This is a genomic window from Pedobacter sp. MC2016-14 (assembly GCF_020991475.1).
GTDB lineage: Bacteria > Bacteroidota > Bacteroidia > Sphingobacteriales > Sphingobacteriaceae > Pedobacter.
In genome coordinates, this window is sequence record NZ_JAJMPA010000001.1 from 1,046,724 (window position 1) to 1,063,377 (window position 16,654).

At 39.6% G+C, this 16,654-nt stretch carries 13 protein-coding genes and 1 tRNA gene; 12 read left to right on the forward strand and 2 right to left on the reverse strand.

Annotated features, from left to right (window positions below; all coding sequences use genetic code 11):
- Positions 1–2 precede the first annotated feature (2 nt).
- The 8 genes from LPB86_RS04390 to LPB86_RS04430 all read left to right on the forward strand — a co-directional run bounded on the left by LPB86_RS04390 (position 3) and on the right by LPB86_RS04430 (position 12,090).
- Positions 3–1,535 carry a SusD/RagB family nutrient-binding outer membrane lipoprotein gene (locus LPB86_RS04390; RefSeq protein WP_230641335.1) on the forward strand — a complete coding sequence of 511 codons (1,533 nt, stop codon included), beginning with the start codon at positions 3–5 and terminating at the stop codon, positions 1,533–1,535.
- Between the two features lie 5 nt (positions 1,536–1,540).
- The gene (locus LPB86_RS04395) at positions 1,541–2,329 is read left to right on the forward strand and encodes a hypothetical protein (protein ID WP_230641337.1); all 789 of its coding nucleotides are present in this window, start codon (positions 1,541–1,543) and stop codon (positions 2,327–2,329) included.
- Positions 2,330–2,339: 10 nt separating this feature from the next.
- Complete coding sequence (locus LPB86_RS04400; protein WP_230641339.1) at positions 2,340–3,959, forward strand: PKD domain-containing protein; 1,620 nt, start codon at positions 2,340–2,342, stop codon at positions 3,957–3,959.
- A 29-nt stretch (positions 3,960–3,988) separates the two neighbouring features.
- Complete coding sequence (locus LPB86_RS04405) at positions 3,989–5,038, forward strand: glycosyl hydrolase family 18 protein (protein ID WP_230641342.1); 1,050 nt, start codon at positions 3,989–3,991, stop codon at positions 5,036–5,038.
- Between the two features lie 537 nt (positions 5,039–5,575).
- A complete protein-coding gene (locus LPB86_RS04415) occupies positions 5,576–8,731 on the forward strand; it encodes a SusC/RagA family TonB-linked outer membrane protein (RefSeq protein WP_230641344.1) in 3,156 nt (1,051 codons plus the stop codon).
- A 16-nt stretch (positions 8,732–8,747) separates the two neighbouring features.
- Positions 8,748–10,058, forward strand: a complete 1,311-nt coding sequence (locus tag LPB86_RS04420; protein ID WP_230641346.1) for a RagB/SusD family nutrient uptake outer membrane protein — start codon at positions 8,748–8,750, stop codon at positions 10,056–10,058.
- 119 nt (positions 10,059–10,177) lie between these two features.
- The gene (locus tag LPB86_RS04425) at positions 10,178–10,393 is read left to right on the forward strand and encodes a hypothetical protein (protein WP_230641348.1); all 216 of its coding nucleotides are present in this window, start codon (positions 10,178–10,180) and stop codon (positions 10,391–10,393) included.
- A 2-nt stretch (positions 10,394–10,395) separates the two neighbouring features.
- Positions 10,396–12,090 (forward strand): S41 family peptidase, encoded by a 1,695-nt coding sequence (locus LPB86_RS04430; protein ID WP_230641350.1) that lies wholly within the window; start codon positions 10,396–10,398, stop codon positions 12,088–12,090.
- Between the two features lies 1 nt (position 12,091).
- On the opposite strand, the gene LPB86_RS04435 is transcribed toward LPB86_RS04430, so the two are convergent.
- Together LPB86_RS04435 and LPB86_RS04440 are read right to left on the reverse strand one after the other, a co-directional pair.
- On the reverse strand, positions 12,092–12,421 hold the full coding sequence (locus tag LPB86_RS04435) for a 2Fe-2S iron-sulfur cluster-binding protein (protein WP_230641352.1): 330 nt from the start codon (positions 12,419–12,421) through the stop codon (positions 12,092–12,094).
- Between the two features lie 3 nt (positions 12,422–12,424).
- Positions 12,425–13,435, reverse strand: a complete 1,011-nt coding sequence (locus LPB86_RS04440) for an NAD(P)/FAD-dependent oxidoreductase (RefSeq protein ID WP_230641354.1) — start codon at positions 13,433–13,435, stop codon at positions 12,425–12,427.
- A gap of 128 nt (positions 13,436–13,563) precedes the next feature.
- Here LPB86_RS04440 and LPB86_RS04445 point away from each other — a divergent pair, with 128 nt between their 5' ends.
- The 4 genes from LPB86_RS04445 (at position 13,564) to LPB86_RS04460 (ending at position 16,647) form a co-directional block, all read left to right on the forward strand.
- Positions 13,564–14,313 carry a UDP-2,3-diacylglucosamine diphosphatase gene (locus LPB86_RS04445; RefSeq protein WP_230641356.1) on the forward strand — a complete coding sequence of 250 codons (750 nt, stop codon included), beginning with the start codon at positions 13,564–13,566 and terminating at the stop codon, positions 14,311–14,313.
- 123 nt (positions 14,314–14,436) lie between these two features.
- A complete protein-coding gene (gene prfA / locus LPB86_RS04450; RefSeq protein WP_230641358.1) occupies positions 14,437–15,510 on the forward strand; it encodes a peptide chain release factor 1 in 1,074 nt (357 codons plus the stop codon).
- A 97-nt stretch (positions 15,511–15,607) separates the two neighbouring features.
- Positions 15,608–15,681, forward strand: a tRNA-Asp gene (locus LPB86_RS04455).
- Positions 15,682–15,843: 162 nt separating this feature from the next.
- Entirely contained in the window at positions 15,844–16,647 is an 804-nt protein-coding gene (locus tag LPB86_RS04460; protein WP_230641361.1) for a GDSL-type esterase/lipase family protein, read from the forward strand.
- Positions 16,648–16,654: the final 7 nt, after the last annotated feature.

Genomic DNA, 16,654 nt, shown 5'->3' on the forward strand with positions numbered 1-16,654 from the left:
TTATGAAAACGATGTTTAAATTATTGCCAATTGTGCTGCTGGTTCTGCTGGTTTCCTGCAAAAAACAATTGGATATCAATATAGATCCGGTTCAACCGGTTACTACAACCCCAAGCCTGAGGCTTCCGGCAATTTTAGGAAATATGGCGTATCATTTGTATTCCCATGCACGTTATTCTTCTTATCACTCCTTTTATATTACCAGCAGATATAATACAAGCAAAATTGAGGCGCTTTGGAATTATAATGATGTTACAAGATTGGGTGCTTGGCGTTGGCATTATTTCGATGTTGGTAGCAACTGTCGTGGAATGATAGAACGCTCAGAGAGTGACGGGGCTAATAATTATAAAGGAGTCGGCAAAATTATGCTGGCTTTCTCCTACCTCACTGCAACAGATTCATTTGGCGATATGCCTTTTAAAGAAGCTTATTCCGGCAGTTATAATCCAAAGTACGATACCCAACAGGAAGTATATGCCGGTATAGTTTCTCTACTTAACGAAGGTATTGAAGATTTGAATAGATCCGGTGCTTCAGACCCTACCATGAATGCTACGGCAGATTTAATTTACCAGGGAAATCTTAATAAATGGAAATCATTTGCTGAAGCTGTACGTGCAAGATTATTATTGCATACGGCTAATTTTGATGGAGGATACGATGCTGTATTATCAACAGTGAATGCTTCTTTAACTGGATTCTCCGATGCCGTCTTAAAATACCCTGAATCACCAACCAGGGACTGGGAAAAAAATATGTGGGGTCCTTCCATCCCAAACCCACAGTGGAACTTTGCTGATATCGTTAACATTTTAAATACGTCTGTAAGTACAGATTTGTTTATGAAATACCTGACTGTTGGAGATCCCGGATTAAATTATGATCCGCGTTTGTACAAGCTAACTAGTCCTGGTGTAAAAGGTGCATATAATGGAGCCAGGCTTTCAGAAGGACTAGTTGTTCCTAACTGGCCAACTGTTCCGGGTACCGTTGCGCCTACCATGGACGATTTTGCAAATTTGTATAATGGATACTGGACCAAAGATGGTTCTCCATTCCCTTACATTTTAAAAGAAGAGTTGTACTTTATTAAAGCAGAGGCTGCATTTTATAAAAATGATAATGTTACTGCGTTGGCCGCTTACAGAGAAGGTGTAAAATTGAATATGCAGCGCTTAGGTATCACTGAGGGTGAAATAGGATCTTTTCTTTCCTCATCAAAAATCAAACAAGATGCTTCGCTGCTTACCATAAGTGACATCCTGGTGCAAAAGTATGTTGCACTCTATCTGCAGTCTGAAACCTGGGTAGACATGAGGAGGCATGGTTATAGCACAGAAGCTTATCCAGGAATCTATTATCCAGCTAGGGTTTTGACAGAATGGGGGGGCAGATGGATTCAACGGTTACCTTATGATAACCAGACAGAATATATTTATAATCCGCAGGAAATGGCCCGTTTAGGTGCTACATCCAGAAGCTGGGTGTTTACCCCTGTTTGGTGGGCAGATCGTTCTACGCTTAAAAATTAATAGCTATGAAAAAACATAAGATAGTTTTACTACTGGCATTAACCATGTTAATGTTCTCTTGTAAAAAGAAAAGTCCTCTAGAAGATTTAGGGACTTCAACTGGGAAGTTTAATGCTCAGCTCGCTGTTTCTTTGAGTAACCGAACGCCCTTAGTCGGAGAGGCAATTGTGGTTACAGCAACAACTGGCCAACGAAATGACAAAATCGCAAAGGTTGAGTTTATACATACCTTGTCAGAAAGATTTGGCGTGCAGTTATCATTAGATAATGCGACGATCAACACCTGGAGTACTACTAATCCAACAATGGTCTTAAGAGATACCATTGCTAAAGAGATAGTTTGGAACACAGTAAATGGAGGCAATGGTGGGTTAAATAATTACTACATCACCACAGATAATAATTATGTTGTACCGATGCCATACACGCTATTTGTACAAACAGACGGGAAATATAAATTAACTGGGTCTGAATTATTGCTGAGCTTGCCAGATGAGTCTTTTGAAATTATTAAGAGCCAGTTAACATTTGTCATTGGTGTTGCAGACTATTCAAAACTGTTTCCAGGTATGCCAGATACGCATTATGTGATTGCCAGCGGAGTAAAGACAGGAGTTTCGGCTTTAGGAAAGACCTATTTGAGGGAAAATCTAACCAGAAATATATTGATCAGCAATGGGATGAAGGAAATTAGAAAGAAAGGGATGCTTGTGGCTACTGTTACAGTTAGGGTAACAACGGAAGCCGGTGCCCAGACTAGTGTAAGTAATAGCTTTGAATCAGTTTACCAATAAAAATATATCAATGAAGAAATTTAGCCTATATATACTAACTCTACTTCTGCTGTTTGCGGGATGTAAGGTTGATGAAATTTCCAGAATTGCTCCTGAAGGAGATTTTGCGGTAAATTTTACAGCGCCAGAAGGCGTAATAACTGCACCAGGAAAGGTGCTGCTCACCAATAGGTCAAAATATTCAGAGAGATATCTTTGGAAATTCCCTAAAGGACAGGCACTAACCAAAAGTGGTTTAACCCAAAGGACCACCAGCGAAAACCTGGTTCCAGATACCATTTATTATGCTTTGCCAGGAAGTTACAATGTAACGCTTGTTGCATGGCAGGGAGGAAAGCAAGATTCCATGACAAAGGTACTGACTGTGGTTAAAATGCAGCCCGTAATTGTTGTCCCAGAGAATATTGGTGTTATGAGAGAATTCGAATTTAGCGCTAATGTATTTAAGTATCCAGGGCAAGCAGTAACTTATTCATGGGACTTCGGTGAGCCGGGCCTCACTTCCACGGCAGAAAAACCCAAAATTACTTTTAAAACGGAGGGAAATCATACAGTTACCTTAACAATAAACGATGGACAGGAAACCTTAACCACTACCACACAAGTTTTTGTAATGGGAGAGCTGGTAAAAGCACTTTATTTCACCGATGCTTTAACTAAAAAGATTTACAGATACCAGTTTAAACAATTACAAACACCAATTATATCTGCGTTATCTACGGTTTTAGGCCCTCATCCACTAGGTATGAGCGTATATAATAATAGAATTTATATTACAGAGGCTGGCGTAGGACTAAGATTTAGTACCGGCGATGCAGCGAAGGCAGATGGGAAAGTTTACTCAGTTGATCTTACCGGCGGAAATTCAATTATAGTAACCGCACCGGTAGACGCATCTGCTTCAGGATACCAATTAGACCCTTTTGTGCATACCATAGATGATAATGGAAATATTTGGTGGACGAGCCGTAATAATGCAGTGAGGGTTGCCTCTGCAGCCGGTGTGGATCTAGCTTATCCGGGATCAAGAATTGCCTTAACAGCGGCAAATGCAGGAGTAACTAGTACTGCAACATATTTTGATGGGGGTGTTCAGGCAGTAAATGGAGAAATATGGGTGTCTAAAACAGGTACAACAGGCAGAGGTATTTTTAGGTTTAATACTACGGGAGCATTTATCAGCAAGCTGTCTGCAAATCTTGATAATTACGCAATCCGAAACTTCGTTGTTGACAAGGTGAACAGTAAAATTTACTTTATTGTAAATGTACCAACAACAGGTGTAGTTCAAGGGCTATACAGGTGTAACATGGATGGCAGTGGTATTACTTTGCTTGATGCGCTGGCCACTGTAGCTACTGGGAGTGGATTTTCTAATGAAAATGGAGACAATGAATTTATACATGTCACTGGCCTGGCTTTGGATACCGACCCAGATGATAAAACTTCGGGCTACATTTATTATGGTTATAGAAGCAATCTTGATATTAATGGCAATGGTCCAACTATATCGGCTACAGCAAATAATTCAGGTATAAAACGTTATGCACTTGATGGTAGTAAGCCAGCAGAGTTTTTAATAAAAGGCTATATCCCATATGGTATTGCCATAGATAATGTAAGGAGATAATAATGAACCGTTATAGAAAAGAAGATCTCATGAAAAATATATTATATATTTCAGTAATTTTTATTGCTGCATTGCAGTCCTGTAGTAAAGATTTGAACTGGGTAGAAGATGGTTATACCACCGGGGCTGTTACTTATGCAATTCCCGCAGGTGCATACGTACCAGACAATAGTTTTAAGATCGTGGCTTATTATGCAGAGGCAAATGAGCCTGATTCCATTGGACTAGATAAGTATAAAATGATTACTCATTTACATTATGCTTTTGCTTACCCGAATGCAGATGGTACATTAAAAGCACTGGCCAAGCCCGCTAATTTTACCAAAGTGATGAAGTTGGCAAAAGAAAACGGTGTTAAGCGCGCTATTTCCCTGGCAGGATCTGAAAGTATCTATTCGGCTCTGGCAGCAGATCCTGTACTTCGGAAAACCTTAGTGAACAACATTATGGCTTTTGTACTTAAAAATGATCTTGATGGAGTAGATATAGACTGGGAATATCCAAGATCCAATTTTTCAAATGACATCACTTATGAGGCTTTTATGAAAGATCTCTCGGCCAGGCTGCATGTGTACCACAAATATTTAAGCTCGGCGGTAACGGCAGGACTATATGCTGGCAGCGTGAAAGATGGTATTAATAAAGCTGCAATTGATGCGATGGATTTCGTTAATCTTATGGCTTATGACGGGGCCAACTGGAAGAGTGACCCAAATCATTCTTCTTATATCATGGCTGGTGACGTACTTGATGTTTGGTTCAATGAAAAGGGCTTAACCAAAGAAAAGGCTGTATTAGGATTTCCTGCTTACGGTAAAAATGCCGCTAATGCAGCAATGACGTATCGTAATCTGTTAGCTAACAAGGCGGATCCTATGTTGAATATCTTTACGATGATGACAGGTGCAACCCCTGTGACTTATTATTATAACGGAATTCCCTTAATTAAAGAAAAAACCGCACTTGCATATTCCAGAGCCAATGGCATAATGGTTTGGGAATTGTCTCAAGATGCAAATGGAGCTAATTCCTTAATTAAGGCGGCAAAAGATAAGCTAGGTGAATTGAATGTTAAGTAATATAATCCAGCAAATCGCTTATTAGAGCCGAAATGATGCATTAGGAAGAAAGTAGTAGAGATTTCGTATTTATATTATTATTAAAGTCCCCACATAAGGGGACTTTTTTTATGTGCGCCCGGCATTGTCTTCAGATACATTAAGTAAGTCTACCAGATCGGATGTAAGTATGAGATTATGTAAATTAATCTGGGGCATGATAAAATCGTGCCTTTCTTTCTCTAGCATATGTAGAAGTTTTTTTGAAAGTATTGAATCAATCCAACAGAACATATGTGCGGTAATGTGCGTTATTTCGCAATAATATACTAGGTTTTCATGTCAATACTTTGCTTTTCCTTTGTTTTAATCAGAAAGTATTATGATATTTACTTGGCACTAGTCTTTTTTTGCGTTTAATTGCGGGTTTTTATTGAGGTGGCTGAACGCGCATTGATTTTTGCCAATATGTTACGAATACCTTTAGCAACACTTATCGTGGTATTTTTAACGATGTCACGAGAAAATCAACAGAACATTAAACTAAACGAAAACAGTATGAAGAAAATTTACACACAGCGGTGTTCAAAACTAACCTCGGTTTTGTTAACGCCAGTTTTTTTGTTGTTCTTTATTCAGTTCGCAAATGCGCAAAACAAGCGCTATGTCTTAACTGGAAAGGTCACCGATTCAGGTAATGGGCAAACTATTCCCGGCGCAGTGATAAAGATACTGAATAGCAATTTTGCTACGGCTACGAATGGAGATGGAAGCTTTACCTTAACAGCAGATTTGCCAGCTGCATCCTATCAGGTTCAATTCTCGTATATTGGTTACAAGACGGTTGTAAAGCCTGTCCTACTCGCCTCAGTCGACCGTTTGAGCATCAGTGCCGCATTGGTAACGGACGCGGTAGGTTTGGATGAAGTAATTGTAACAGGTACTTCTCAGGGCACTACCCGGAAACAACTGGGAAGTTACGTAAGCACTGTTAAAGGGGATGATCTAAACAAAGCGCCCAGCGGTAACGTTTTGTCTTCGTTACAAGGAAAAACTGCCGGTGCCCAAATTAGCCAGAATTCAGGGGATCCGGCGGGCGGTATGTCTGTAAGGTTAAGGGGGATAAGTTCAGTTAACTCATCATCAGATCCGCTGTACATAATAGATGGGGTAATTGTAAATAATTCCACAACAAGAGTCACAAATACTTCCGCAAATTATGATGGAGGTAATAATTCAGGAAGCCCGGTGGCACAAAATGGTAATTTTGTGGGTTCCATAGGCCAAAATAGAATGGTAGATATTAATCCTAGCGATATTGATCATATTGAAGTGTTAAATGGTGCTGCTGCTGCTGCAATTTATGGCTCCAGGGCTAATGCTGGAGTAATCCAAATTTTCACTAAACGAGGCTTAAGTGGTAAGCCTTCTGTTAGTTTTTCGAGTAGCTGGACACACAGTGAATTGCGTAAACAAGTTGAAGTGAATGAAGCCCCAGTAAAATTTGGTGGATCGGTTGATTTAGTTACTCAAGATATTTTAACACCTACTTTAACTACAACATCACCAGTAACCCGATACAATTATCAAGATTACATTTTTAGGCCTGCAAATGGTACGGATAATACAGTCTCTATTTCGGGGGGGAGCGAGGATACCAAATTTTACACTTCTTTGGGATATTTTTATAATCAGGGTATTATCAAGAATACGGACTTTAAACGATATAATTTTAGGGCCAATGTAGATCAGAAAATTAATAGCTGGGCAAAGTTAACTGTTGGCTTTAATTATGTTCATAGCGATGCCAACGAAAAACCAGATGGTAATTCATTCTTTTCACCGATGAACTCTGTCACTATTATCGGTAACTTTCATGATATCTTTACAAGAGATATTTTAGGTAACTTAAAATCAGTAGGTGAAAGAGGTAGGGTGAACCCGGTCTCGGTTATTGAAGACATTAAACAAAGACAATTTACCAATAGGGTAATCGCCAATACTAGCTTAAAATTAAACCCAGTTAAGAATTTAACTGTAGACTATACTATGGGGGTTGACAATACCATTCAGAATGGGACCACCCTTATTCCCCCTTTTGCATATAATGTAAGCACTGGGTTTTATGGAGGAGGAGCCCTCATAGACGCCGGCTTGAATGGGTATGCAAGTGCCGCGAATGCCACAACAACCTTGTTTAATAATGAGCTTAACTTTACTTATGATGCTAAATTTTCAGATCTGTTGTTGTCTACTACTCAGTTGGGGGGATCGTTTCAATATCAAAAGGATTTATTCTCTTTGTTAAATGGTCGTGGCCTTGCACCTTTCATTGAAACAGTGAACGGAGCAAGTACGATGCTGCCTAATGCAGATCGCAGATCGGAGACAGCAATTAGCGGAGCATATTTACAGCAAAACTTTAAATATAAAGACCATCTGTTTGTAACGGGTGCCATAAGGGTAGATCAATCTTCAGTCTTTGACGAATCTGAAAGTACAAATGCCTATTTAAAAGGAAATGTCAGCTATGTATTATCTTCTGCAGAATACTGGAAAAATTTAAGTATTTCTAATTGGTGGAGTACTTTTAAACTTCGCGCAGCATACGGAGAGTCGGGGAATTTGACTGGAGTAAGTGCCTATGATCGCTTTAGGGAATACGATTCAAATCCGTTACTAGGTAAAACGGGCTTCTCTGGTCGTGGCATATTTGCTAACCAATTTGTTAAGCCAGAGCGTCAGAGAGAACTTGAATTGGGATCCGATATTTCGTTCTTTGGTAATAGAATTGGTGCCAGCTTTAACTGGTATTCAAAAAAAGTAGACAATCTTTTGGTACCAGTTGTTATTGCGCCGACTACTGGTTATTCAAGTTTATTGGATAACATTGGAGCCTTAGAAAATAAAGGCGTTGAGCTGGTTTTAAACGGTACACCGGTTACGAACACAAACTTCAAATGGAATACTTCTGTTATATTCAACAGAAATAGAAATAAAGCCGTAGGAACGGGGGCTTTAAGGTTAATTAGTACCAACGCAGGTGCACCCGTAGCAATCATTGATGGACAGCCTATAGGTGTTTTTTATGGTACGTTTTTCGCAAGAAATGCTGATGGAAGTTTGTTAACCAATGCTGCAGGCATTCCGCAGTTAGAGCGTGGAACGCAGACCTCCGCAACAACATTTATTCCTCAAAGAGATCCAGTAACCGGCCTCCCAACTGGAACAACTTTGCGTAAGGTTCTAGGAGATCCGAACCCTGCTTATACAGGCTCTTTTGTAAACGATTTTAGTTATAAAAAACTTAATCTACATGTTCAACTAGATATGGTGCATGGCAGTGATGTCTGGAATGCGGATTGGAGAACTCGTCAGGGCGTAGGAAATGGGAAACTAGCTGAACAGGAAGATTTGGGTCAGTTACCTCGTGGTTACATTGCAGGTGTATATGCAACAGAAGAATGGAGGATTGATAACGGCAACTATGTTAAACTTCGTGAAATATCTTTAAGTTATAACCTTGGAGAGCTTAAGTTTGTAAAAGATTTGACAATCAATCTTAGTGGAAGAAACCTTATTTCCTGGGATAATTATAAAGGATATGATCCTGAAGTAAACGCTGGAGGGCAATCTACTTTATTACGTAATATAGATTTTGGTGCCGTTCCAATCCCACGCACTTTCAGTTTAGGATTACAAGCTAAATTTTAATTTAAACAGGTACATCATGAAAAAATACATAAAGAAAACTTATAGTTATAAAATGCTAGCCATCCTTATATTGATGGCGGTTGTATCATCTTGTAAGAAGGAATACGCAGATCCTAATGCTGCACTTGCTGACGATGTTTTTGGATCATCCCGGGGCTTAACGGGCGTGGCTGTCGGTTTACAAAAATTGTATTCTGCTGGTCGGCCTGGGGTGTATTTTAGTTCTGTTACGGCAAATGGCTTTGTAACAAATGAGCTGTTTTTAACCAATGCCGGAAATGTACCAGAATTGCAACTCTCCACTGGTGGAAATAGTGTTGATGGTACAAACGCAATCCTGGCTAACTTGTGGGCAAATTCAAATAAAATAATTTTTGATGCTGATAACGTAATGGCTAATGCACCCGCACTAGCTGATAAGGGATATGCGTCGGGGTTGATTGCATATGTTAGTATTTTTAAGGCTTTAGCAATAGGAAATATGTCTCAATATTGGGAGAGAGTTCCGTCTGGTATCGGTACAAACGTGAGTTTTATAACCAGGGTTCAAGGTTTCACAAGAGCCATAGCGGTAATTGACAATGCTTTGTCCGTAGTTGCTGCTACCCCAATTAGCGCAAATTTTCTTACAAACGTTCCAGCGGGTGTCGATATCCAGAATACATTATATGCGTTGAAGGCACGGTACGCTCTTTTTGCCGGCAACTACACCTTGGCCTTAACAGCAGCAAATAGTGTAGACCTTACTAAAAGATCATCGTTTAATTTTGATAACCTTACATTCAATCCCATATTTGATATTGCAACTTCAACAGGAAACGTTTTTCAGCCAATGAATGCTAATTTAGGTCTGACTGGTATTTATGTGCCGGATCCAGCTGATAAACGGGTTCCATTTTATACAGTTGCAAATGCAGTAGCTCCTTTAGCCCGGCTAAATGGTTTTTTTACAAGTACTACCACTGCTATTCCAATTTATTTACCTGGAGAAATTATCCTCATCAAAGCTGAAGCCTATGCGCGCCAATCGACACCCGATTTAGGCAATGCCTTAACCCAATTGAATTTAGTGGTAACTAAACAACCTGCAGCAGATCCATTTGGTGTTGGTGCTGGTTTGCCTGCAATAGTTGGGCCGATTTCGCAATCAGATTTGTTAAATCTAATTTATAAACATAGAAGCATAGAACTCTATATGTCTGGCTTAAAACTGGAGGATATGAGAAGATTTGGGTTGCCAAATGCAGATCGAAAGAGAAATTTTTTCCCATATCCATTTACAGAGCGGGATAACAATCCCAATACACCGGCAGACCCTGCCTTCTAATAAAAGAATAGCTCAAATCTTTTTAGCCACTTTATGTAAAGTCCCCTTTTTAGGGGACTTTTCTTTTCATATCTTAACCGAACTAAAATATTTTCAGCATTTTTGTACAAAGAAAAATTATGGCAAGCTTTACACTTACTCCAGATACCGCTCAAAAGGTTAAAATCAAATTTTTAAGAAAATACAGAGATTTAGCTTCAGAGAACATTTCTTTTGAACCAGGACAGGAAGACCAGCTGGTAGCAAGGTTAATGGACCTGATAAAAAGAGATCAGAAATATGTTGAATTTACAATCAACAAGGCGCTAGCCGATCCAGAGGGAAACAGATTGTAGTCATGAAGGCCTTCAAAATTGTCTTTTTAGTGCTGGTTCCAGCCTTTGTAACCTTAACCTGGTCATTTAAGGATGACCTTTTTCTGGTTTCCAAAAATCTTGACATTTTTGCTGCGCTTTATAAAGAAATTAATATCAATTATGTAGATGAGTCAAATCCTACAACGCTCATGCGTACCGGGATTGATGCAATGCTAGATGGTTTAGATCCTTATACAGAGTATATCCCCGAATCTGAGATTGAGGATTATAAACTCAAATATGTAAGTACCCAATTCGGAGGAATAGGGGCAAGTACGGTATTTATCGAAGGTAAACTGTTTGTAAATGAAGTTACCGAAGGTTACCCGGCAAACAAAGAAGATATTAGGCCTGGAGACCAGTTGGTTAAAATCAATGGCGTAGATGTAAAAGGAAAAGAACGGAGTCAAATCAGTGCTTTACTTCGCGGGCCTGGCGGGTCTTCTGTCGCTTTACTTATTATCAGGGACGGTTCTGTAATTACCAAAAACCTGGTCCGGGCAGAAATTAAGATGCCTAATGTTACCTATTCAGGCGTCGTAGGCGATCATATCGCATACATCCGTCTAGATAAATTCCTGGAAAATGCTGCACAGGAAGTTAAGGATGCAGCAGTTACCTTAAATAAGCAACAACCTAAAGGGATCATTCTTGATTTAAGATACAACGGTGGCGGTATTTTACAGGAAGCTGTAAAAATTGTAAATCTTTTTGTCAATAAAGATGTTCTGGTGGTTACCCAAAAAGGACGTAATCCAGAAAAGACCATCACCTACAACACAAGAGAGCAGGTGCTTTTTCCTCAAGTACCATTAATCGTACTCATCGGTGGCTCCTCCGCTTCCGCCTCCGAAATTGTAGCTGGATCTTTGCAAGATCTGGATCGGGCAGTCATTATAGGTCAGCGTAGTTATGGAAAAGGATTGGTTCAACAAGCATTTAACCTTCCTTACAATAGTCTGGTTAAAGTTACCGTAGCTAAGTATTTTACACCATCCGGCAGGTGTATACAAGCTATTGATTATGCACATAAAAATGCAAATGGATTAAGAGAAAGATTTGCAGATTCGTTGGTGAAAAGATTTAGCACTAAAATGGGCAGAAATGTTTACGATGGAAATGGTGTTTATCCCGATGTAGTGGTAAAAAATCAAAAGCTCAGCCCCATAACAGTTTCCCTGCTCAACAAAAGCATGTTCTTTGATTTTGCCAATGACTATAAAAAGAAGACCAAAACCATTGTTGATGCTGCCGCATTCCAGCTAACTGAAGCAGAGTATGCGCTCTTTGTCAATTCATTGGCAGGTAAAGATTATTCCTATACCTCCACTACAGAAAGATTACTGGCCGATTTGCGTACCGAAGCCGAAAAAGAAAATAAATTACCAGCTGTAAAGGCCGATCTTGAGGATTTAAAAGATAAAATGCTGGGCGCAAAAAAAACAGATCTAATTACCCATAAGACAGAAATCAAAGCAGCTTTAGAAACTCAGATTATCAGTCGCTTTTATTTTGAAAAAGGAAAGGTAATTCAGGCCTTTCAATATGATAAAGAACTGGCAGCAGCAACCGCACTTTTAAATAATCAGGCTAAAATGCTGTCAATCCTTAAAGGAGAAGGTGCCTATAAAACAATAGGTAGTCCGGCCAAAACCTTAGCTTCGGCCGGAAAATAATTTATTCAGCGTTGTGAAGCTTTACCTTTAATCCTTCCATTGCCGGATTGAGCTGCAACTGACAGGCAAGTCTGGAATTAGGAAGTAAATCTGGTAAAGTATCCAGCATCGCATATTCATCATCAGACATTTCATTCAGCTTTTCTTCGCCTTCTAAAACATCTACACAACATGTCGCGCACAGTGCCATACCGCCACATGTAGCTAAAATATCGTATTCACAAGCCTTTAAAAACTCCATAAGGCTCAAACCCATATCAACAGGGGCTTCAAGATCAGTTACACTGCCATCTGGATTCTGAACGGATATGTTAATGTTATTTGCATCCATAATTTAGAACTCTGCTACACCGTTAACGGTAGTATATTTCATTGTATATTTAACACCTGGGTTCATGTACTGGTAAGCACTGTGGCTCATCAAAGCAGCTTCGTGGAAGCCGCATAATATCAGCTTCAATTTATTCACGTAAGTATTGATATCGCCAATCGCGTAAATACCAGGGATGTTAGTTGAATAATCATCCGTATTTACCTCAATTGCACTCTTGCTAATGTTCAGGTTCCATTGTTCTATCGGGCCTAATTTAGGGCTTAAACCAAACAAAGGAATCAAATGATCTGCTTCCACATTCGTAACCTCTAAAGTTTTGTTGTGAACAATCTCTACATTTTCCAGTTTGCCAGTTCCAGAAACAGAGTTTAGGTTGCTGTTTAAAATCAAGTTAATTTTTCCACTATAAGCTAGCGCCATTACTTTATTTACAGAGTCAGGTGCACCTCTAAAGCTTTCGCTGCGGTGTACCAGGGTTAACTCTTCAACAATATCAGCAAGGAAAATGGTCCAGTCCAGGGCAGAATCACCACCACCGGCAATTACCATTTTCTGACCGCGGTATTTCTCAGGGTCTATAATCATGTAATTTACACCTCTTCCATTTTCAAAATCTTCCAATCCGGCAACAGCGGGCTTGCGGGGCTCAAAGCAACCCAATCCACCAGCAATTACCACAACCTTAGCTTCAATAATGGTTCCCATATTGGTGGTCAGTACAAAATCCGCTTCGCCGCGTTTCTCCAAACCTTCAATACGCTCGCCTAAAGTAAAGCCAGGGTGAAAAGGTTTAGCCTGTTCCATTAAGTTTTCTACAAGTTCCTGAGCAAGCACACTTGGGTAACCAGGGATATCATAAATAGGCTTTTTTGGGTATATTTCAGACAGTTGTCCACCAACCTGAGGTAGATAATCAATCAAATGACAGCGCATTTTAAGTAATCCTGCTTCGAAAATTGCAAATAAACCTACGGGTCCTGCGCCAATTATGGCTATATCGGTAGAAATCATGTAATTAAATTTTTGGCGAATTTACGAACTTTGTTTTAAATATTAAGGCTATTTAGATATATTCCACATAATCTGTAGAACTTATTACAAAAAGCAGGGAAATATTTTTACTTATCTTTGTTATACAAATGGCAAAACACATTTATTTCGCTTCAGATTTTCATTTGGGTTCGCCCTCACATCAGCAAAGCAGAATCAGGGAAGATCGTATTTTACGATGGCTAAATGCAATTGAACACAGTTGTGCTGAGTTGTTTTTGATGGGCGATATTTTTGATTTTTGGTTCGAATACAAGACCGTAGTACCTAAAGGTTTTATCCGGTTGCAAGGGAAACTCGCTAACATGTCCGATGCCGGAATTAAAATTTATTTTTTCAAAGGCAATCATGACATGTGGGTAAAAGACTATTTTACCAAAGAAATGGGTATTGAGATTATCAGTGATGAACTTGTAATGGAGCGAAACGGGAAGGTGTTTTACCTTCATCATGGCGATGGATTGGGCCCCGGAGATTCAAAGTATAAGTTTTTAAGAAAGATATTTAGAAATCCTGTATGTCAATGGCTGTTTGCGCTGGTACCGCCCCGTATTGGTCTTGGCATAGCAAACGCCTGGTCAGGAAGTAGTCGTGCCGCCAGTAAAGAAGAAGAAGTATTTATGGGGCAGGAGAATGAATGGCTTGCGGTTTATGCAGCAGAGCAACTGAAAAAACAACATTACGATTATTTTATATTCGGCCACAGGCATCTGCCGCTTAATCTCGATTTGGGAGCTGGCAGCAGGTATGTAAACCTTGGTGAATGGCTCAAATACAATTCGTACGCAGTATTTGATGGTAATGAATTAACGCTTAATTATTTTGAAAAGGAATTTTAAGTGAAAAAGCCTATTTTTGTTGTCCCAAATAAATCATCAAGCTCACTAGCCAACTAGCTGTTGCTGATGGATGCTTTACAGGTATCAGCTACCTTAAAGCAGGTTTATTTAAATTAAAATGATATGTTAGAGAAATTAGAAGCTATAAAAATTCGCTGGGAAGACGTTGAAGAACAGTTAAGCAATCCTGATACTATGCAGGATATGAAGCGTTTTGCAGCTTTAAATAAGGAATATAAAGATCTTGGCAAAATTGTAGATGAGTATAAGATCTACAAAAATGTGATGAGCAACATAGATGCCAACAGGGAAATTTTGAGCACAGAGAAAGACCCAGAAATGCGTGAAATGGCAAAAGAAGAACTTGATCTTTTGTTAAAACAGCAGGAAGAGCTGGAAGAAAGAGTTCGTCTGATGTTAATTCCAGTTGATCCAGAGGACGCGAAAAATGCAGTATTTGAAATTCGTGGTGGTACTGGTGGAGATGAGGCTGCATTATTTGCGGGCGATTTGTACCGTATGTACAGCAGGTTTTTTGATACCAAAGGCTGGAGAGTAGAAACTGTTGATGTAACAGAAGGAACTGCCGGCGGGTACAAAGAGGTCATCCTGAAAGTTACCGGAGAAGATGTTTACGGGCAATTGAAATATGAATCAGGTGTACACCGTGTACAACGTGTGCCTGATACTGAAACCCAGGGCCGTGTACATACCTCAGCTGCATCTGTAGCGGTTTTACCAGAGGCAGAAGAAATCGATCTTTACATCAATCCAGCTGATATAGAATTGCATACTTCGCGTTCCGGTGGTGCAGGTGGGCAAAATGTAAACAAGGTAGAGACTAAAGTTCAGTTGACACACAAACCTTCCGGTATTGTGGTGGTGTGTCAGCAGGATCGCTCGCAATTGGGTAATAGGATTATTGCTATGGAAATGTTGAGAAGCAAACTATACGATATCGAATTGCAAAAGAAAAATGGTGATGTTGCGGCGCGCAGAAAGACGATGGTTTCAACAGGAGACCGCTCTGCGAAGATCAGAACTTATAATTATCCTCAGGGTCGGGTTACGGATCACCGTATCGGATTAACCTTATACAACCTGAATTCTGTAATGGATGGTAGTGTTCAGGAGTTAATCGATGCTTTGCAGTTTGCAGAAAACGCAGAGAAAATGAAAGAGGGCTCTGTAGCTTAAGGACTTATAATTATTTTAAAATAAATATTGCAAATAAAATAAAAGTATCTATATTTGCAATCCCGAAACGAAACAACGATACGAAAATAGGGAAAACGGACCGGTAGTTCAGCTGGTTAGAATGCCGCCCTGTCACGGCGGAGGTCGCGGGTTCGAGTCCCGTCCGGTCCGCAAAAAAAGCCTTAACGAAAGTTGAGGCTTTTTTGCTTTATACCCTTCTCACAGATAATTTCTTTCAAACCTTGTAGAGAAAGATAAAATTATTCTGTTTCTATCATCAAACGGCAAAAAACTAATCCACCATTAATTTTTGCAGATAGAAACCAAATAACAATGAACGTCAAAGCATTTACACTAACATTGCTGTGTTATCTTTTCATGGCAACACCATCCGAAAAGCCAGTCTTATACCTTATCGGAGATTCAACCGTTGCCGGTGCTTCAGCAACCAATCCAATACAAGGCTGGGGAGGAAAATTAATCAGTTATTTCGATGAATCCAAAATCAACGTCCAAAACAGGGCAGTCAGCGGAATAAGTAGCAGAACCTATCAAACAGCAATTGTTCATGAACCATCTATGTTAAAAAATGGAATGTGGAAAGGTATTATGGCCCAACTAAAAGCTGACGATTTTGTCATGATGCAATTTGGTCATAATGACGAAAGCCCGGTTGCAGATACACTGCGGATGCGGGGATCATTAAAAGGAACCGGAGATACTTCAATAATAGTTACCAATTATTTCACCAAACAAAAAGAAACCGTTCAGTCTTATGGATTTTATCTGAAAAAACTTGTTTCAGATATCCAAAGCCGTAAGGCAATCGCTATCATCTGCTCACCGGTACCAAAAAATAAATGGTCAGGTAAGCATATTGTTCGCAACAATACCGACTATGGTAAATGGGCCAAAGAAGTTGCCGAACAAACGGGAGCCTGTTTCATTGATTTAAATCAGCTCATGGCTGATCAGTACGATCGTTTAGGCCAGGCAGAAGTAACCACAGCCTACTTTAATGCCGATGGTGTGCATACCACGCAGGCAGGTGCAGAATTAAGTGCATCGCTTTTGGCCTCAGCCATAAAAAAATTAAAACAAAGCAATTTAAAATCTTACCTCAATCCTAATCAATAACCTTTTT